This is a genomic window from Listeria booriae (assembly GCF_000766865.1).
Classification (GTDB): Bacteria; Bacillota; Bacilli; order Lactobacillales; family Listeriaceae; genus Listeria_A; species Listeria_A booriae.
In genome coordinates this window covers 263,654-281,614 of sequence record NZ_JNFA01000025.1, presented here as the reverse complement: position 1 = coordinate 281,614, position 17,961 = coordinate 263,654, and the positions used below count along the sequence as shown (strand labels likewise).

Sequence of the window (17,961 nt, the reverse complement as noted above, 5' to 3'; positions counted from 1 at the left end):
GTACGATGCCTAAAGGTGAAGGACGTTTAGTAGCACAAAATAAGAAAGCGCGTCATGACTATGCGATTGAAGAAACGTTTGAAGCAGGAATTGTGCTCCAAGGAACGGAGATTAAATCGGTTCGTAATGCGCGCGTGAACTTGAAAGATGCGTATGCCAGAGTGGATCGTGGCGAAGTTTTTCTGCATAATATGCATATTAGTCCGTATGAGCAGGGCAACCGCTACAATCATGATCCGCTTAGAACGCGCAAATTATTGCTGCACAAGAAGCAGATTAGCAAGCTGATCGGCGAGACAAAAGAGGCAGGTTACTCGATTGTTCCGCTGAAAATGTATATTAAAGACGGCTATGCAAAAGTGCTAATCGGTGTGGCAAAAGGTAAAAAGAAATATGATAAACGTGAAGATTTGAAACGCAAAGAAGCCAAGCGTGATGTGGAACGAGCGTTTAAAGAAAGACAGCGTTAAGAGCGAGAAAGCCAAATAGATATGTGTGGGAAATGCATATTTATTTGGCTTTTTTAACATCAGAAAATGGGAGTGTAGACAATGATTTCAACTAGAGTGATGAAGTTTGAGGCGTTGATGAAACTTGTGGACAATGGGGAGTTGGAAGAAGCAAGGGAAATCGCGCAAAGTTATGTGGAAGCGCAACCACGAAATTTTGTAGGATATTTGTGTTTGGCGTATGTGGCGTTTGCGGGAGATAAAGATAAGGTTGCCGCAGAGGCTTATGTGGAGGAGACGTTACGGCATGATCCGCGCTGTGAAGAAGCGATGCGACTTGGCGTGATGATTTGGACGGGTAGTGACAATGCTGCTAAAGAGAAATATTATATTGAGCAAGGCATGCGCTATGCGTCGCGGGAGGCTTTTTATCCGTATCGGATGGGGATTTTGCTTGAAGCTCAGAGTTTGACAGAAGCCGCACCTTATTTTGAAAAAGCCGCTGGGTTGGACGCGCGCAATGCGGATTATGTCGGGAAGTACAGCAACGTGATGTATCAGCTCGGAAAGAAGAAGGTAGCGCGTGATTACATGCAGCGAGCGCTTGGTCTAGATCCAAATCACACGGAAAATGTGCGGAATTTTGCGCAGTGGAGTTTTGAAGATGGTCATTTTAAAATGGCACGGGATTTATCCGAACGGGCACTACAAACGAAGCATGACGCGGAGTCGGCACGATTAGTTCGCCAAGCCGCTCCAACTAGTAATTGGCTTGTCGCAATGGTTCTGCGGATTGGTCTTCTTTTTATAGCCCCGTTCAAAGGACGCAAAACATCTGCAAAAATGATGCTGGGCTTCGTGTTAGGCCTCTGGATTTTGTGCATACCACTGTTCTTCATTAGCAATTTAGTCGGAATTATTGGCGTCACGGTCGTGCTAGCTCTAGTCGTGGTGGCAGGCCTAATCAGCAATGGAATACGCGCAAAACGACAACTAGGCGTAGAAGCCCCGAAAACCCCAGTAAAACAAGTCGCAAAGCCAGTCATACAAGCACCACCAGCTAAAAAAGTAACGGAAACCAAGCCGCCAAAACCAATAACGCGGGAACAAAATCGGGAAGTAAACCCGCCGCTAGCCAAGAAAGCTACGCAACCAACTAAAATCAATCCTAAAATCTTTATTGTCCCGGCGATTATTTTGGCAGTCATTGGTTTTGGTTTAATGGAAGACAATTCTGCCGATGACTACGATTCGAGTTCGTACAATGACATGTCCGGTGCTGAAGAAGCAGATTATTTTTTTACGATCCGAAATAGTCTCGAAAACGAAGAAGACATCGCGCAAGATGATATCATTGACGACAGCTTCTATCCAGTTTTCGAAAAACTAATGAGTCAGCCTAAATTGAAAGAACAGTTCAGCAGTGCCTACACAACAGGAGAATATCTTGACGATGGCGAGTTGCAATATCTTAAAATCGAGGATTATTCCGGAGATTTACTATTCCTAACCGAATTTAAAGACTATAAACTGCACGGCATTTACGGCACTGGCTGGGACGACACAGAAGCTGGAAAAGCCCGCTATACCGAGTTATTACAAGCATTTGAAGAAGAGTTAGGCATTAGCGACGGCGTTTTAGAAGAAGCACATATGAAGCTTATCCAAGCCAGTTTTGTGTCAAATGATAACAATCATGCGGTAGCACTCACAATGGTTGGCGAAGATTTTCAAGATACCTTCACAGACATGATGAATGACGATGCAGTGAAAAAGCAATTTATCGCCAGCACGAATTTCGTTTTCATAGACGATAGCGACTACCAGTACCTCAAAATGACTGATAATAATGATGGAGAGCCCCTTATCGCGCAATTTGAAGATAAAAATTTGGTCTACATGTATGGCGCAGATTGGAGTGAAGATGCCGAGGATCAAGCAAGATACGAAGAAATACTGAGTGATTTAGATTGGGAAGACTCACTATAACATTTAAAATCACTCGATAATTGGCTTTAACTTGCCATTTGAGAGCAGTTCGTGTATAATATAATTTGCTGTACACGAACCTCGAGGGGACGTTACGGATTCGACAGGGATAGTTCGAGCTTGGATTGCGAGTCGGGGGGATCGGCCTCGTTACAAACGTCAAAGCCAATAATAACTGGCAAAACTAATAACAACCTAGCTTTCGCTGCCTAAGAACAGTCGATAGCTGATCCTCCGTGCATCGCCCATGTGCTACGGTAAGGGTCTCAAATTAAGTGGGATACGATTTTAAGTCTCCGTCTGGGGCTTAAAAGAAGAGCATAATCAGACTAGCTTTGCGAAAGCCTGTTGTCGGGCCGCTGCATATGCGAACCCCTAATACGATGACTACGCTCGTAGAAGTCTAAGTGCCGTTATTTCTGGACGTGGGTTCGACTCCCACCGTCTCCATTAAATAGAGAAAACGCTTGAGAACATTGTCTAACCAATGCTCCCAAGCGTCTTTTTTATCTATCAAAAATGTCCTTTAGTCTTCTTATAGAAATAAATCGGCAATCCAATCAATGTTAAACCAAGCCCAATTCCCGCATTAAGCGGTTGTGTATACAATGTATTTAACACAATAAACACCCCGCCGCAAATCGCGATAATCGGAATCACAGGATACAGTGGCACTTTATACGGCCGTTTCAGTTCTGGTTCTCGTTTTCGTAAAACAAATACGGCGATAAATGTGAGCGTGTAGAAAATCCAAATTACGAATATTAGCATATCTGTTAATTGATTGAATCCTCCGGTAAATATCATGATAACTGAGATGATTAAAATAATGATCCCGCCGTTGTACGGAACGCTGCTCTTTTTACCAAGTTTCTGAAACCAGTTACTAAATGGTAGTTGATTATCTAATGCCATTGCGTAAGGAATACGGATTCCTGTCATTGTATAACCGTTGATTGTCCCGAAAACCGAGATTAAAATACCAATTGTTATTAGCTTCCCGCCGATTGAACCGAAAATGACATTGGCTACATCGGATGCTGGCGTTGCTGTAGCTGCAAGTGACGCGGCTGGCATAACGAAAAGGTACGCGATATTGATAAGTAGGTAAACTAACATAACCCCTGTTAACCCAAATACAATCGCTTTTGGCAAGTCTTTCTTCGGATTTTTCATCTCGCCTGCGATGTTTCCAACGTGAATCCAACCGTCATACGCAAACATCGTTGCAACAAGTCCTGAACCGAGGCTAGTTAAGAATGGGTGCTCTTCTACGCTAATCGGAAATAGCCGAAACGCCACATCACCTTGATGGAACAGGCCAAAAACAATGATTAAAATGAGCGGTATGAGCTTACAAATCGTCGTGATAGCTTGGAATGAACCCGCTACTTTGGCTCCGATAAAATTCATTAACATAACGAATGCTGCTGCCGCAATGGCCACTGGTACGATGATGTCATCGCTTGTTTGAAATAAATTCGCGACTTGTGTGGCAAAGATGATGGACAATGCTGCAATATTAGCCGGGAAGTAAATAACCGTTTGTGCCCAGCCGAGAAGGTAGGCAGTTAGCTTGCCGTATGTTTTTTGTAGATAAATCATCATTCCGCCAGTTTGTGGGATGGCTGCTGAAAGTTCTGCTGCCGTTAATCCACCGCAAATAGTAATGACGCCGCCTAGAATCCAAGCTAAAAGCCCAAGTCCTGCTGTTCCGGTAGCTGAATAAACTGCTTCTGGTTTGAAAAATACCCCTGAACCGATAACAGTTCCCATTACGACGGTGAGCGCGGTGAAAAAACCAATTTCTTTTCTTAGTTTCTGATTTTCCATATGTCTCCCCTTACTTGTCAATTGTGTCATATGAGACTTTAGTCATTGTACTGTGACTGACAATTTTTTTATGCAAAAAAGATTAGTGCCTTACTACTGTATCATTTTTAAGCTTATTTGTCAGCTTTTCCAACATATCTTTTGTCATTTTGTCTAGGTCGTATTGCGGATTGAAATCCCATTCATTTCTAGCGCAAGTTGTATCCAGGGAATCTGGCCACGAGTCCGCAATTTGTTGACGAACTGGGTCAACGTCGTATTTCATTTCAAAATCAGGAATGAACTTGCGAATCGAAGCTGCGATTTGTTCGGGTTCGAAGCTCATTGCGGTAATATTAAAGGCATTGCGATGCACCAACTGACTTGGTTCCGCTTTCATTAATTTGATAATCGCGTCGATTGCGTCAGGCATATACATCATGTCCATATACGTTCCAGGCGCGATGAAAGAGGTGTAGCTTTTGTGTTTGATTGCTTCATAATAAATATCAACGGCATAATCGGTTGTGCCACCGCCAGGCTCGGTCTTGTAGGAAATCAGACCAGGGAAGCGAACACCACGGGTATCTACGCCAAATTTTTGATAGTAGTAGTCGCATAATAATTCGCCGCTTACTTTCGTTACACCGTACATCGTCGTTGGGCGCTGAAGCGTGTCTTGTGGCGTGTTTACAGCAGGTGTGCCAGGACCAAATGATCCGATGGAACTTGGTGTGAAGAATTTCAAATCAAGCTCGCGAGCGACTTCTAGCGCATTTACGAGACCGCCCATATTCAAATCCCACGCCAGTTGTGGTTTTTCCTCGGCAACAGCAGAAAGCAGGGCCGCAAGATGAATAATCGTATCAACTTCATATTTACGCGCCAAAACCATCATCCGTGCTTTATTCGTTACATCTAAAATTTCAAAAGGTCCGCTTTCAATAACTTCGTTTCCAGCAACATGACGAATATCCGTTGCAATGACACTGTCACGCCCATTTTCCTCACGTAGTCGCAGCGTTAATTCAGAACCAATTTGGCCTAAACAACCTGTAATAAGTACTCTTTTCATTTAAAAAACCTCCATTTTAGTCAAAATCATATCTATATATTCAATCAAAATAATGGTATAATTAAGTTTGGTTTATAACTTGAGTTTGGCTGTGCGAGCATTGGGAAGAATGTGAACGCAGCCGCTCTTTTTTTATTTAATAACGTTTAGTTCTTTGCCGACTTTTTCATAAATCGCTAAGACTTCATCGAGCATTTCTTTGGTGTGCGCAGCGGTTGGCATATTACGAACGCGTCCCGTTCCTTTTGGTACCGTAGGGAAGACAATAGATTTTGCATAAACGCCTTCTTCAAGTAAACGACGTGAAAATTGCTGCGTCAAATTCTCATCACCAATGATACAAGGTGTAATCGGTGTTTCAGAATGACCAATATCAAAACCTAGATCGGCAAGTCCTTTTTTTAAATAAGTGCCGTTGTCCCAAAGTTTTGTCATGCGTTCTGGGTCATGTTCCATAATGTCGATTGCTTCGATACAAGCTGCGGCTGTGGCTGGTGTTAGGGAAGTGGAGAATAGGAATGGTCTTGCGCGAACTTTTAGCCAGTCAATCAGTTGTTGGGAGCCTGCAACGTAACCGCCTACAGCGCCAATGGCTTTGGACAGTGTGCCCATTTGCAGGTCGATTTTGTCAGATAGTCCGAAATGTTTGACTGTACCAGCGCCGCCGCCCATTACGCCAGAACCATGCGCATCATCGACATACGTAATGAGGCCGAATTCTTCAGCGATTTCAACGATTTCTGGGATTTTAGCAACATCGCCATCCATTGAGAAAACGCCGTCTGTGATATACATAATTTTTTCGTAGCTGCCGCTTTCGGTGGCTTCTTTTGCGACGCGACGTAAGTCATCCATGTCTTGGTGTTTGGCACGCAAGACTTTGGCGCCTGATAAACGGCAACCGTCAATGATGGACGCGTGATTGAGTTCGTCGGAAATAATCGCGTCGTTTTTCGTCATAATCGCTGAAATTGCGCCCATGTTGCAGTTGAATCCAGATTGGAAAGCGATTGCAGCTTCGGTGTGTTTAAACTCGGCAAGTTTGGTCTCCAGTTCATTGTGGATTGTCATTGTGCCGTTGATGGTACGCACAGCGCCAGCGCCAACACCGTATGTTTCTGTCGCGGCAATGGCTTTTTCTTTTAGGCGAGCGTCGTTGGAAAAGCCTAAGTAATTATTGGACGATAAGTTGATGAGATCCGCGCCGTTGATTTTGACAATCGCGCCGTTTGGACCTTCAATCGTATCAATCGTGTTGTAAAGCCCTTGTTCTCGCAAAGCTTGCAACTGTGGTTCTAAAAATGCGTGTAAAACTTTGTTTGTCATCTGGTATTGCCTCCTATTTTATGATTTATCATTATAGTTATCGCGCTTGCGGTGGGCTCGGATGGGGTTGGAGCATGGCGCAAGCACGGTGTTACCTAAGGTCAGTAGCCAATTGTGCGAATATGTCGGATGTTTTTTTGTTCTAAAAATTCTTGAAGGATTGCAAGAATCATGTTACGCATTTTTTCAAGTTGGCTAGATTCGATTATGGTTGTTGCGGTTTCATCTTCTGCAAGCATTGTTACGAGGTACGTAAAAATCTCGATTTCTTCGCTTGTCAGTGTTGTTGGGAGTAGAAAAACAATGATGTTCGAAATATTGGTTTTGCCTTCGTTCGCAATGTGTAGTTCGATATTGTGCTTCGAGCTGAAAATATGAATCGAAGCCGCTGCAACATCGGTGTTAATGAGGAACATCGCGGTATTGGAACCACAGGCTAACACTTTGCGTTTATGTTCGTGCTGATTTAATTGTTGATAAAGATTGTCCGCAGTGAAATCGGTATGTTGCGCCATTTCCTGACTAAATGCGCGTAAATTATCTTCACGATTCCGCGTCATCACACTACTTGTCGTTAAATACGTCGCCTGAATCAGCGCAATAATCAAGTCATAATACCGTTGCATGGCGGTCAAACTGGATAACGCCGTTTCAAAATCTGTCGTGGATGTGATTTCCGCAGGGAAGGCTTCACTTTGTTTGCGGCTGGCGATGTTTTCAAGCTTTGCGTCAATCGCGTTCACTTCATTATCCGTAAAGAAAATGCTAATAAATTGATAGTCATGCGTGAAATTTTCCAAGTGAGATGTCGAGAGAATCAAGTCGTATTTATCCAAATTGCTCTCTTTCATCAAATCAATCGGTGTAATAAACTTCATCTTATTCAATTTGGGTAAGCGCTTTCTAAATCTCGCTTGTAGCCACGTATTAATACCGCTACTGCGCGAAGTCACAATCAATGCGCTATACGGGCGAATGTTCTCCGAATGAATAATCGCAGCTTCAAAATGAAGAACGATAAAACCAGTTTCTTCTTCCGGAATTTGCGAGAAAGGATAAACCTCACTTGCGGCCCGATGCACGATTTGGAAAAGCTCAGGAAACTCAGCTTTAATCATTTCTAAAAGCGGGTTACTCATCGGCATCTTCTTCTTCAAACGAATAATCGAATATTGAATATGCTCCGTCAAACCTTTTAAAATGGCGATTTGCGATAGCGGCGTATCAATTTCTTTGGCGACACGGGAAATCAGTTTTTTGGCGATCCGAATTGCTTGGACTTTTTCATTGCGATAAAAAACATCTTGGCCAGTACGAATTTCTGATTCCAGCACGAGCATTGTCAGCTCGGTAACTTCACTCTCAGGAATCTCGGGAAGATCAGGCAAACAATCACGCAAAATACGTTCGGCAATATCAAACTCGGGATATTCTTGTAAGAAAATATGATTTCCACTGTTATTTCCGACGATTTTGCCTTTTGAAATTTGTTGCACCGTGATAGTTAGGTAAGTAAGTAGGTTTATGTAGGAGTCGTTGCTGATTTCGTAGGACAGTTTTTTCATCCATTTGCTAATAATCGGGTCGCACATTTGTAACAATGTGATGTCGATAAAATCGGTTAGCTTTTCGTTGATTGTGTCGTATTTCTCGTCAAGGATGTCTCGGAACATGCGGTATAGCTTGACTTTCGGGATGGTCATGAGAAGCAGTTCCCACAACAATTCGCGCTTTTCAAGGATGCTAGCTTCTAAAACAACACCGATTCCGCGTTTGCGAGCAATGTGGATTTTGCCGTTCCAATCTTCTTCTAACCGCGTCAAATCACTGCTCACCGTTGCTACTGTTACCGATAGTTTGTTAGCCAGCGCAATCAGTTTCACCGGTTCAGAGGCATTTAAAAGGACGCGTAACAACGTTTGTTGACGTTCGGCAGGTGTGAAATCGTTTGTTGTCAGTTCTAGGATGTTGCGTTTAATATGTTCGCGGTGTGTCGCTAGCCCTTTGACAGTGAGTCGGCCGCCTTGTTTGACGAGTGTTAATTGGAATTCTTGTAACGTTCCAGCGACTTCTTTCAAATCGCGCCGGACCGTTCGTTCGCTGACGTCAAGTGACGAGGCTAATTGCGCAATCGAGATGTCACCTTGTACCGCCAAGATTTTTTCTAAAATGATTCGTGAACGTGCAGATAGGTACATTATGCTTCTTCCTTTCGCGAAAAATTCCTATGAAAGCAGTGCGCCTTTCCTCTCCTTTATCTTATGACTCGCTCTACATTTAAGCAATATAAACAAATAGCTAATTTGTCCAGATTTAAAAATGGAAAGTTGGACAAAGTTATATCAAGCCACAAAATGAGTGCATCAGTTTTAGGTGATATCGATTGGCAGGCAATGGGTTATAGGTGATTAGGTAATAGAAATATTGTGAAATTAATATCAAACTCGTTATGAGTGTATTCATTAGTACATTCTTTATTCTACTAAAACGGGCAAGAGAGAAGCAAATTTAGGCAGTTATGTATTTTTGTTTTTGGCAGAATCGGGTATACTAGAGAGAAAAGGAGGGACGCATGATGAAAGTTCAATGGCAAGTAATCGTCGGTATTATTATTGCAATTTTAATTATTGTTTTCGGTACGACAAATATGGGAACGGTGGATGTACAACTCATGTTTTGGACTGTGCAGTGGCCGCTAATCATTGTTATTCTAGGCTCGGTTGTGGCAGGTGCGCTACTCGTGATTTGCTTTAATTATTACCGCACACGGAAAAAACGCAAATTGGCAACTGGTGGACAACAAAAAATCTCCAAAAGCCAAAAATAAGCGACTTTCGGAGATTACCGATTATTTTAAAATTTTACGATGGAACTGTTGATGGGAATCGTGTGTTTGTTGATGCGGCTTCCCATGAATGTTCTCCGCGAATGGTTTCTTCTCTTTTTCGTGTGGCAGAGCGTCACTTATTTTCGGGGTGTGAATCGCTTGTGAGGTCTGACTTTTCTTAGAATTGGTCATTTTTTAAAACCTCCTTTCTTGTTCCTTACCCCAAATCGGTAAATTAAAACAAGACTGGGACAAAACTCAAGCTAAAGCAAAACCGCCGAGCCATTTACTTTGGGTAGGATGAAAAGTTTGGCTTTACACAAATCGAGCGAAAGCGTTTGTATTCCGAGAGTTTGGTGGAAGCCGGAAGCGGAGCATACTTGTGTATGTGAGAACCGGAAGTCCGCCAAACTCTCGGAATGCGAGCGCTTGTCGCCGATTTATTTAGGTTATGCCCCAAACACTTTTTATTTGCTCAAATGGCAACATGTTATTGACATCTGATTTTTTATCCTTTAGAATGGATTTATAAACGATAATGAAAATCATTCTCAATTATAAAAGGTGGGTGATTGCTTGAAGAGGGCGATTCTTCTTGTTGTTTTTGTGATACTGGCGCTATTATCGGTATTTGTTGGCGTACAGAAGATTTCTATCATACATATATTTACGTTGACGAGCGAACAATGGGATATTATTTGGATAAGTAGAATCCCGCGGTTAGTGAGTATTATATTAGCAGGTGCTGGCATTAGTATTTGCGGCATGATTATGCAAAGTTTAACGCAAAATAAATTCGTTTCGCCGACGACAGCAGGGACGATGGATGCGGCACGGCTTGGAATATTGGTATCGTTGCTTGTGTTTACGACGGCGAGTCCGTTAGTGAAAATGGGTGTGGCATTTTTATTTGCATTATTGGGAACATTTATTTTTATGCAAATATTAGAACGGATTCCGTTTAAAGATACGATTTTTATTCCGCTTGTTGGTTTGATGTTTGGCGGGATTTTGAGTTCGATTACGACATTTTTTGCGTATAAATTCGATTTGATTCAGAACATTTCTTCTTGGTTGCAAGGCGATTTCTCGATGGTTCTAAAAGGGCGGTATGAGCTGCTTTATGTGGCGGTGCCGTTGCTGGTAATTGCGTATTTGTATGCGAATCAGTTTACGGTTGCTGGTATGGGCGAGACGTTTTCGCGGAATTTAGGACTTTCTTATAAGGCGATTATGCGGATTGGTTTAGTAATTGTGGCGTTTATTACGGCTTCGGTTGTTCTGACGGTTGGTATGATTCCGTTTTTGGGGCTGATTGTGCCGAATATTGTTTCGATTTATCGGGGCGATAACATGAAGAAGACGCTTTTTGATACGGCGGTTTTTGGCGCGACATTTTTGCTTTTTTGCGATGTGCTGGGGCGGGTCATTATTTACCCTTACGAGGTGTCGATTAGCCTGATGGTCGGGATTATCGGGAGCGCGATTTTTATTTATCTGCTAATGAGGAGAAAAGCGTATGCGTAAAAATTGGATTTTAGCAGGTATTGTTGTGATTTTGATGGCTAGTTATTTGTTTTTGTTTATGGGCGGAAATCCCGCGTTCGCGCTTACACTCCGGTCGACGAAACTAGTAGCGATTGTGTTTACAGGTGTGGCGATTGCGGTTTCGACGGTTGTGTTTCAAACTATCACGCAAAATAAGATTTTAACACCGTCGATCATGGGACTGGATTCGCTGTACATGTTGTTGCAAACATCACTTGTTTTTATTTTTGGCTCGCAGGCGTTGATGCGGCTTGGAAGTGGGCGTTGGAATTTCTTTTTGTCAGTACTGCTAATGATGGGTTTTGCATTTGTTTTGTACTGGTTGATGTTTAAGCGGAATGGACGGAACATTTATTTCTTGTTGTTAGTCGGTATTGTTTGTGGGACGTTGTTTTCGAGTTTTGCGTCGTTTATGGAGATGTTGATTGATCCGAATGAATTCCAGATTGTGCAGGATAAGATGTTTGCTAGTTTTAACAATGTGAATACGTCGATTTTAGTTGTGGCGATTGTGATTTTTATAGCAGCGATTGGGTATTTATGGCCGTTCGTGAAGTATTTGGATGTATTGGCGCTGGGCAAGGATCAAGCGGTGAATCTAGGCATTCCGTATAACAAAATGGTGAAGCGACTATTGATGGTGATTGTGGTGCTCGTTTCTGTGGCGACTGCACTCGTTGGACCGATTACGTTTCTCGGTTTGATTGTAGCGAATGTGGCGTATCAGTTCTTGCGGACACATCGGCATGCAGAGTTGTTGATTGGAGCGAGTCTGATTAGCTTAGTGGCGCTCGTGGGTGGGCAGCTTTTGGCGGAGCGGATTTTCCATTTTAATACGCCAATCAGTGTCATTATTAACTTGTGCGGCGGTGTTTATTTCTTGTATTTGCTTTTGAGGGGGGCGAAATTATGATTGAAGTGCGAAATATCGGCAAAAATTACGGGGCAAAAGCGGTGCTTCAAAACATTGATTTGGCGATTCCAGAAAAACAAATTGTGTCTTTCATCGGCGCGAATGGTGCAGGAAAAAGTACACTGCTTTCGATTATGGCGAGGCTGATGAAGGCGGACGGTGGAACGGTGCATGTGGATGGTGTGGCGCTGGATGATTGGAAATCGGATGAGCTGGCAAAACGGTTGTCGATCCTGAAGCAAAGCAATCATGTGACAATGCGCTTAACGGTGCGGGATTTGGTGGCATTTGGTCGTTTTCCGCATTCGAAGGGACGTCTTCAGAAAGAAGATGAGGCGTTTATTGAGATGGCGCTGGAATACATGGAACTCACTAGTTTAGCTGGACGATATATTGATGAACTAAGTGGTGGTCAGCAACAGCGCGCTTATATTGCGATGGTTATTGCGCAGAATACAGATTATATTTTGCTAGATGAGCCGCTTAATAATTTAGATATGAAACATTCCGTGCAGATTATGCAACTTTTGCGGCGGTTGGTCGATGAGTTAGATAAAACGGTGTTGCTTGTTTTGCACGATATTAATTTTGCTTCGTGTTATTCCGATTCCATTGTGGCGCTTAAAAATGGTGAAGTCATTGCGCACGGTGCGACTACAGAGATGATTCAAGAAGAGGTATTGCAGGAAGTTTTTGATATGCCGATTCCGATTGCGCTTATAAACGATAATCGAATTGGCGTGTATTTCAAATAAAGGAGGTGAAATTAGCACAGTAAGGGGTTAAAAAATAGATAAGGGTGGTTAAAGTAGATGAAGAAATTACTAATGGCAGCAATGTTGATGCTTTTAGCGGTATTTGCCGTTGCATGTGGCACGGATGAGAAAACAAAGGCGGACGAGGAAACGACAGCGAAGGAACTAACAATTAAACACGAGCTTGGCGAAACGAAAGTCAAACAAAATCCAGAAAAAGTCGTTGTTTTTGACTTTGGAACATTGGATACGTTGCAAGCACTAGGTTTATCTAACAACGTAGCAGGCTTGCCGAAACAATCTTTACCGAAATACCTCAATGATTTTGCGGCGGATAAATACGCAGATCTTGGCGGTTTAAAAGAACCTGACTTTGAAAAAATAAACGAGGCGGCACCAGACTTAAACATTATTTCCGGTCGCCAATCCGATTCTTACGATAAATTTTCCGATATTGCACCAACGATTTATCAAGGCGTGGACGCAAAAGATTACATGAAGTCTTTCCAAACGAACGTCAACACTATCGCGAGCATTTTTGGAAAAGAAGACGAGGCGAAGAAGCAATTAGATGCGATTGATAAACAAGTCGCTGACGTCAAAGCAAGCGTTCCAGAAGGCAAAACAGGTCTTATCCTACTAGCCAATGATGGCAAAATGAGTGCTTACGGTCCTGGATCGCGCTTCGGCCTGATTCACGATGTACTTGGCGTTACACCAGCAGATCCTAATATCGAAGCATCAACACATGGTCAAAGCGTTTCGTCTGAATACATCGCAGAAAAAAATCCAGATTATATCTACGTTGTTGATCGCGGCGCGGCAGTAGGCGGCGAATCCTCAGCGAAATCTGTAGTAGAAAATGAACTTGTGAAGAAGACAAATGCGTATAAAAACGATCATATTGTGTATTTAAATCCGGAATACTGGTATTTGTCAGGTGGCGGATTAGAATCTGTTGCTGAAATGGTGAAAGAAGTTGGCGATAGTTTGAAATAAAAAAAGAGCTGTAGCGCGAAGCTATGGCTCTTTTATTTGGCTATATATTCCTCTTTTAAAATGGAATAATACGCATCGTCCACCAGTACTTTTTTCGCTAATCGGCTCTTCCGCAATGTTCCTTCGTATGTCATACCAAGGCGTTGCATCACTTTTCCAGACGCTGGATTGCAAACATCATGTGTCGCAAAAACGCGTTCTAATTCTAGCTTGTTAAAAGACAAGTCCAGCAACGCGAATCCTGCTTCGGTCATGTAGCCGTTGCCCCAAAATGCTTTATTTAGCGCATAGCCTAGGCAGCCACTTTTTGCTGTTGTATCAATTCGCAAGTCAATGGTGCCAATAAGTTTGCCCGTTTCAGCGAGCGTAATACCGTATTTTCCAAGCGGTGTAGCTACGAAGTATTCGGCGATTTGCTTGCGCGTATGATCAATATCAGGATGTGTATCAAAAACAAATTTCGTATTATCTTCATCCGAGGCGTATTCAAAAATATCTCGTGCATCGGTTAAAGTAATTGGACGCAAAATAAGGCGTTCCGTTTGAATCGTTTGGTGCTCTGCTAACACGTATGAGTAGCTTTCCATAAATCCTCACTCCTTCTTGGTTTGTTGCTCATTTTAGCATAGATGTAAGGGCTTTTAAACCCTATTTTGAAAATTTTCTGCAATATGCTATGATGAGCTTATAAAATAAGGGTGGAGGGCTTTGAAATGTTGAGAGATGAACTGGAGAAACTAGTAACGCCTGAAATTGTGAAACAGATTCTTGCGACGGAACAAGAACGGATATCGCTTACGGTTGAGAAAGAGGCTGGGCTTGGTTTGACGGTGAGTAAAGCTGGTGGCCGTGGCTATTTACCGAAAACGATGGATTATCCGCGGAATAAGGATGGCGGGCCATTGTCGCTTTTGGCACAGGTGAATTTCGCGGAGATGCCGGACTTGGCTGATTTTCCGACGACGGGATTGTTAGCGTTTTATATTGATTATTTGGATGATTTGACGGGGCTTGATTTTGATGATCAGACGAAGCAGAATGGTTTTCGCGTGTTGTATTTTGAGACGATGGATGCGGATAGTTATTCTGAGGAGGAGCAGGATGCTTTGTTTGAAGCGGTGAGCGATGAATTTTATCCGGTTGTAGACGGCGTGTTTCGTTTGCGCGGGGAGATCACGAAGCAGGTGATTTTGGAGGAAAGTTATGATTTTGAACGGGCGTATGGCGCGACTTTTTATGAGGTGACGGATAAATGGACAAATGAGGACTCGGCGAAATTCGATAAATTATATGAATTGGTCAGTAGTTCAAGTAGTCAGCTCGGTGGCTCGCCGTTTTTCACGCAGGAAGATCCGCGACTTGGTGAGGAGACGGCGCATCATGATACATTGTTGTTTCAATTGGATTCGGGAGATGAGATTATGTGGGGCGACATGGGCGTCGGTAATTTCTTTATTCATCGCGAGGATTTGAAGCAAAGAGATTTCACGAATGTGATGTATAATTGGGACTGTTATTGATTTTTGAAGAGCTTAGAGACTTTTTGATGGGTTTCTAAGCTTTTTTGATATGCGAAAACTTAACATTTCTTTAAAAAGTATTTAGTAAGCCTTGATTCTTGGATGGTATGCTATAAAAAACGAAATGGAGGAGATAGAAATGAAAAAGCTAACGATTTGGACGGTGTTACCTGTGCTATCTCTTTGTATAGCAGTCATGATGTATTATTTCTGGTTTCAAGGATGGTTACAATTTTATTTAGCAGATGTGATGGCGACAGTGAATCACATGGGATATATAACAGTTGGTGTGACGGCGTTATTGCTTTACTTTACAGCAGTGCAACTTGTCAACTGGAAACTTAATAAAGGATTATTAGTACTTACTTACGCGATTTATTTTGCGATAATGCTTGTTTTACTTTTTGGAAAAGCGTCTGGTGCGCAAGGTTTTTCGAGTGACACATTCGGGTTTATCGATACGTTTATGGCTGGAAACTTGCGGGTGATTACGATTGGGAATGTGCTAGCTTTTGCGCCAATTGGATTCTTGTTATTTAGAAAATCACCACTTACTGCACTATTTTTAGCAGGGATGATGATTTTTGCAGTAGAAAGTTTGCAATTTATCATGCATGTAGGGTATTTTGATACTGGAGATGTATTTTTGAACGTATCAGGAATTATGTTTGGCTACGCAATCATGCGGATTTTTACGGTGAAACAAACGACCACAGAACAGAAATGAGTGGATGAGTCATGCGGATATGGAAGAAGATAATACTTGCGATAATTGGAATTGGAATCGTGTATGTTGGCGTTGTGCTCGGCTTTATATACAGCGGCACGCAATCCGAACCCGCAGCAAATCCAGATACGATATTAATCTTAGGTGCAAAAGTAAAAGGCGATCCCGCAACACCAATGCCAGTTTTGCAAGAACGATTGGACGCGGCGATACCTTTTATTCAAAAAAATAAAGAGGCGCAAGTTGTTGTTTCTGGCGGGCAAGGAACGGATGAAACGGCAACAGAAGCCAGTGTGATGAAGGAATATCTAATTGATAAGGGTGTCGAAGCGTCGCGAATCAAAGTCGAAGATAAGTCGATGCGCACCGAAGAAAATCTGCAATATAGCAAAGAAAAATTCGATTTAGGCAAAACCGTCATTGTGACAAGTGAATATCACGTATACCGCGCGCTCATGCTGGCAGGACGCCAAAATATTGACGCTACCGGCTTACCTTCACAGACGGATAAATTCGCCCTTTTAAAAGGAGTACCACGCGAAATTCTATCCGTCACGTATGCTTGGATTTTTGATTGGTAAAAAAATTTTTATAAAAGTTATTGACATTCACGTTACGTCAAGGTGTAAAGTGTAGTTATCAAGGAGGTGGCGCACATGGAATACACGGTGCAAAAATTAGCAAAGCTTGCAGGAGTCAGTACACGAACGTTGCGATATTATGATGAGATTGAGATTCTCAAGCCGGCACGAATCAACTCGTCGGGATACCGCATTTATGGACAAAACGAAGTGGACCGCTTGCAGCAAATTTTATTTTATCGTGAAATGAATGTGGGTTTGGACAAAATCAAGGCGATTCTAGAACAACCTGATTTTGACGAGACAGAAGCGCTGAAAACGCATCGCGCGCAACTGCTTGATAAACGCAAACAATTAGACGAACTGATTCGCAATGTGGAGAAATCCATCGCGCATTCAGAAAGGAGAATAACAATGACGAACCAAGAAAAATTCGAAGGCTTCAAGCAGAAAATGATAGATGAGAACGAAGAAAAGTATGGCACGGAAATTCGTGAGAAGTACGGCGATGACAAGATAAACAAGTCTAACGCGAAATTAAAAGGCATGAGTGAGGCCGAGATGGAGCGCGTCAATCGTTTAGCAGAAACTATTTTAGTGGAATTGGCTGAGGCGTTTGAGACGGGAGACCCAGCTGGTGAAAAAGCGCAGGAAGTCGCGGCGATGCACAAAGAATGGCTGTCCACTTATTGGGACACGTACAGCAAAGAAGCGCACGCAGGACTAGCACAAATGTTTGTGGACGACGAGCGCTTCACGGCATACTACGACAAAGATCAACCAGGACTTGCCGCCTTTTTACGAGATGCTATCGTGATTTTCACTAGCAAGTAAGCACTAGAAAAGTTATAATAGAAAAGTAGCCTCCAAACATTGATGCGGAGGCCTTTTTGTAGTTTGGAGGGATTTTAATTGATAGAGACAGAACGACTTATTTTCCGCGAGTTAGATCAGCAGGATTATGCGGATTTATGCGACATATTGCAAGATGAAGAGACAATGACGGCGTACGAAGGTGTTTTCTCGGATGCGCAAGTACAAGAGTGGCTCAATAAGCAACAAGATAATTACGAACGTTGGGGATTTGGCTTGTGGGCGGTAATCGAGAAGGCAACTGGGGATTTTGTCGGGCAAGTTGGCTTAACAATGCAGCGCGTGGAAGACGAAGAAGTCCTTGAAATCGGCTATTTATTAAAGCGTAAGTTTTGGCATCAAGGTTTTGCCACAGAAGCAGCGCTTGCCTGTAAGAAGTATGCGTTAGAAACGATGAAAGCAGAGCAGGTCACATGCACGATTCGCGACACGAATATAGCTTCACAAAAAGTCGCAGAACGCCTTGGTATGACTAGACATAAGCGCTATGTGAAATACTATCGCTGTGTCGACATGCCACACTATCTTTATTACTAAAAAAGCAAGACATTCCTATGTATCTTTAGT

General features: G+C 42.7%; 18 protein-coding genes and 1 other RNA gene. 13 read left to right on the top strand and 6 right to left on the bottom strand.

Annotated elements, in window-relative coordinates; genetic code table 11:
- Positions 1 to 5: 5 nt before the first annotated feature.
- From smpB to ssrA, 3 genes are all read left to right on the top strand, one after another.
- Complete coding sequence (gene smpB / locus EP57_RS12555; protein WP_036087213.1) at positions 6 to 470, top strand: SsrA-binding protein SmpB; 465 nt, start codon at positions 6 to 8, stop codon at positions 468 to 470.
- Positions 471 to 551: 81 nt separating this feature from the next.
- Positions 552 to 2,438: a tetratricopeptide repeat protein gene (locus EP57_RS12550; RefSeq protein ID WP_036087212.1), complete on the top strand. Its 1,887-nt coding sequence runs from the start codon at positions 552 to 554 to the stop codon at positions 2,436 to 2,438.
- Between the two features lie 85 nt (positions 2,439 to 2,523).
- Positions 2,524 to 2,891: a transfer-messenger RNA gene (gene ssrA, locus EP57_RS16710) on the top strand.
- A gap of 60 nt (positions 2,892 to 2,951) precedes the next feature.
- On the opposite strand, the gene EP57_RS12545 is transcribed toward ssrA, so the two are convergent.
- The 4 genes from EP57_RS12545 to EP57_RS12530 form a co-directional block, all read right to left on the bottom strand.
- Positions 2,952 to 4,271, bottom strand: a complete 1,320-nt coding sequence (locus EP57_RS12545) for an APC family permease (protein ID WP_036087211.1) — start codon at positions 4,269 to 4,271, stop codon at positions 2,952 to 2,954.
- Between the two features lie 82 nt (positions 4,272 to 4,353).
- Positions 4,354 to 5,325: an L-threonine 3-dehydrogenase gene (locus EP57_RS12540; RefSeq protein ID WP_036087210.1), complete on the bottom strand. Its 972-nt coding sequence runs from the start codon at positions 5,323 to 5,325 to the stop codon at positions 4,354 to 4,356.
- A 132-nt stretch (positions 5,326 to 5,457) separates the two neighbouring features.
- Positions 5,458 to 6,651 (bottom strand): glycine C-acetyltransferase, encoded by a 1,194-nt coding sequence (locus tag EP57_RS12535; protein WP_036087209.1) that lies wholly within the window; start codon positions 6,649 to 6,651, stop codon positions 5,458 to 5,460.
- Between the two features lie 101 nt (positions 6,652 to 6,752).
- Positions 6,753 to 8,849: a BglG family transcription antiterminator gene (locus EP57_RS12530; protein ID WP_036087208.1), complete on the bottom strand. Its 2,097-nt coding sequence runs from the start codon at positions 8,847 to 8,849 to the stop codon at positions 6,753 to 6,755.
- A gap of 374 nt (positions 8,850 to 9,223) precedes the next feature.
- Between EP57_RS12530 and EP57_RS12525 the strand changes: the two genes are divergently transcribed.
- Positions 9,224 to 9,478, top strand: coding sequence for a lipopolysaccharide assembly protein LapA domain-containing protein (locus EP57_RS12525; RefSeq protein WP_077916861.1), 255 nt, complete (start codon positions 9,224 to 9,226; stop codon positions 9,476 to 9,478).
- A gap of 21 nt (positions 9,479 to 9,499) precedes the next feature.
- Here EP57_RS12525 and EP57_RS16995 read toward each other — a convergent pair whose 3' ends face one another.
- Positions 9,500 to 9,670 carry a hypothetical protein gene (locus EP57_RS16995; protein ID WP_159101533.1) on the bottom strand — a complete coding sequence of 57 codons (171 nt, stop codon included), beginning with the start codon at positions 9,668 to 9,670 and terminating at the stop codon, positions 9,500 to 9,502.
- 384 nt (positions 9,671 to 10,054) lie between these two features.
- On the opposite strand from EP57_RS16995, the gene EP57_RS12520 reads away from it, so the two are divergent.
- From EP57_RS12520 to EP57_RS12505, 4 genes are read left to right on the top strand one after another with little or no spacing between them, the layout of a single operon-like run.
- Entirely contained in the window at positions 10,055 to 11,005 is a 951-nt protein-coding gene (locus EP57_RS12520; protein WP_036087207.1) for an ABC transporter permease, read from the top strand.
- On the top strand, positions 10,998 to 11,939 hold the full coding sequence (locus tag EP57_RS12515; protein WP_036087206.1) for an iron chelate uptake ABC transporter family permease subunit: 942 nt from the start codon (positions 10,998 to 11,000) through the stop codon (positions 11,937 to 11,939). Before EP57_RS12520 ends, EP57_RS12515 begins: the two co-directional genes overlap by 8 nt.
- Positions 11,936 to 12,694 carry an iron ABC transporter ATP-binding protein gene (locus EP57_RS12510; protein WP_036087205.1) on the top strand — a complete coding sequence of 253 codons (759 nt, stop codon included), beginning with the start codon at positions 11,936 to 11,938 and terminating at the stop codon, positions 12,692 to 12,694. Before EP57_RS12515 ends, EP57_RS12510 begins: the two co-directional genes overlap by 4 nt.
- 57 nt (positions 12,695 to 12,751) lie before the next feature.
- Positions 12,752 to 13,693: a siderophore ABC transporter substrate-binding protein gene (locus EP57_RS12505; protein WP_052167679.1), complete on the top strand. Its 942-nt coding sequence runs from the start codon at positions 12,752 to 12,754 to the stop codon at positions 13,691 to 13,693.
- 32 nt (positions 13,694 to 13,725) lie between these two features.
- On the opposite strand, the gene EP57_RS12500 is transcribed toward EP57_RS12505, so the two are convergent.
- Positions 13,726 to 14,280: a GNAT family N-acetyltransferase gene (locus EP57_RS12500; RefSeq protein WP_036087204.1), complete on the bottom strand. Its 555-nt coding sequence runs from the start codon at positions 14,278 to 14,280 to the stop codon at positions 13,726 to 13,728.
- 126 nt (positions 14,281 to 14,406) lie between these two features.
- On the opposite strand from EP57_RS12500, the gene EP57_RS12495 reads away from it, so the two are divergent.
- The 5 genes from EP57_RS12495 (at position 14,407) to EP57_RS12475 (ending at position 17,931) form a co-directional block, all read left to right on the top strand.
- Positions 14,407 to 15,213, top strand: a complete 807-nt coding sequence (locus EP57_RS12495) for a YwqG family protein (protein ID WP_052167678.1) — start codon at positions 14,407 to 14,409, stop codon at positions 15,211 to 15,213.
- A gap of 139 nt (positions 15,214 to 15,352) precedes the next feature.
- Complete coding sequence (locus EP57_RS12490) at positions 15,353 to 15,940, top strand: VanZ family protein (RefSeq protein WP_052167677.1); 588 nt, start codon at positions 15,353 to 15,355, stop codon at positions 15,938 to 15,940.
- An 11-nt stretch (positions 15,941 to 15,951) separates the two neighbouring features.
- Positions 15,952 to 16,521, top strand: a complete 570-nt coding sequence (locus EP57_RS12485; RefSeq protein ID WP_036087203.1) for a YdcF family protein — start codon at positions 15,952 to 15,954, stop codon at positions 16,519 to 16,521.
- 75 nt (positions 16,522 to 16,596) lie between these two features.
- Complete coding sequence (locus EP57_RS12480; protein WP_036087202.1) at positions 16,597 to 17,355, top strand: MerR family transcriptional regulator; 759 nt, start codon at positions 16,597 to 16,599, stop codon at positions 17,353 to 17,355.
- Between the two features lie 78 nt (positions 17,356 to 17,433).
- Complete coding sequence (locus EP57_RS12475) at positions 17,434 to 17,931, top strand: GNAT family N-acetyltransferase (RefSeq protein WP_036087201.1); 498 nt, start codon at positions 17,434 to 17,436, stop codon at positions 17,929 to 17,931.
- Positions 17,932 to 17,961 lie beyond the last annotated feature (30 nt).

Excerpts from the sequence above, each read along its gene's own strand:
- EP57_RS12545 (WP_036087211.1), bottom strand. The coding sequence starts at position 4,271 with ATGGAAAATCAGAAACTAAGAAAAGAAATTGGTTTTTTCACCGCGCTC.
- EP57_RS12535 (WP_036087209.1), bottom strand. The coding sequence starts at position 6,651 with ATGACAAACAAAGTTTTACACGCATTTTTAGAACCACAGTTGCAAGCT.
- EP57_RS12530 (WP_036087208.1), bottom strand. The coding sequence starts at position 8,849 with ATGTACCTATCTGCACGTTCACGAATCATTTTAGAAAAAATCTTGGCG.
- EP57_RS12480 (WP_036087202.1), top strand. The coding sequence starts at position 16,597 with ATGGAATACACGGTGCAAAAATTAGCAAAGCTTGCAGGAGTCAGTACA.
- EP57_RS16995 (WP_159101533.1), bottom strand. The coding sequence starts at position 9,670 with ATGACCAATTCTAAGAAAAGTCAGACCTCACAAGCGATTCACACCCCG.
- EP57_RS12550 (WP_036087212.1), top strand. The coding sequence starts at position 552 with ATGATTTCAACTAGAGTGATGAAGTTTGAGGCGTTGATGAAACTTGTG.
- EP57_RS12495 (WP_052167678.1), top strand. The coding sequence starts at position 14,407 with ATGTTGAGAGATGAACTGGAGAAACTAGTAACGCCTGAAATTGTGAAA.
- EP57_RS12510 (WP_036087205.1), top strand. The coding sequence starts at position 11,936 with ATGATTGAAGTGCGAAATATCGGCAAAAATTACGGGGCAAAAGCGGTG.
- EP57_RS12505 (WP_052167679.1), top strand. The coding sequence starts at position 12,752 with ATGAAGAAATTACTAATGGCAGCAATGTTGATGCTTTTAGCGGTATTT.
- EP57_RS12500 (WP_036087204.1), bottom strand. The coding sequence starts at position 14,280 with ATGGAAAGCTACTCATACGTGTTAGCAGAGCACCAAACGATTCAAACG.
- smpB (WP_036087213.1), top strand. The coding sequence starts at position 6 with ATGCCTAAAGGTGAAGGACGTTTAGTAGCACAAAATAAGAAAGCGCGT.
- EP57_RS12540 (WP_036087210.1), bottom strand. The coding sequence starts at position 5,325 with ATGAAAAGAGTACTTATTACAGGTTGTTTAGGCCAAATTGGTTCTGAA.
- EP57_RS12490 (WP_052167677.1), top strand. The coding sequence starts at position 15,353 with ATGAAAAAGCTAACGATTTGGACGGTGTTACCTGTGCTATCTCTTTGT.
- EP57_RS12525 (WP_077916861.1), top strand. The coding sequence starts at position 9,224 with ATGATGAAAGTTCAATGGCAAGTAATCGTCGGTATTATTATTGCAATT.
- EP57_RS12485 (WP_036087203.1), top strand. The coding sequence starts at position 15,952 with ATGCGGATATGGAAGAAGATAATACTTGCGATAATTGGAATTGGAATC.
- EP57_RS12515 (WP_036087206.1), top strand. The coding sequence starts at position 10,998 with ATGCGTAAAAATTGGATTTTAGCAGGTATTGTTGTGATTTTGATGGCT.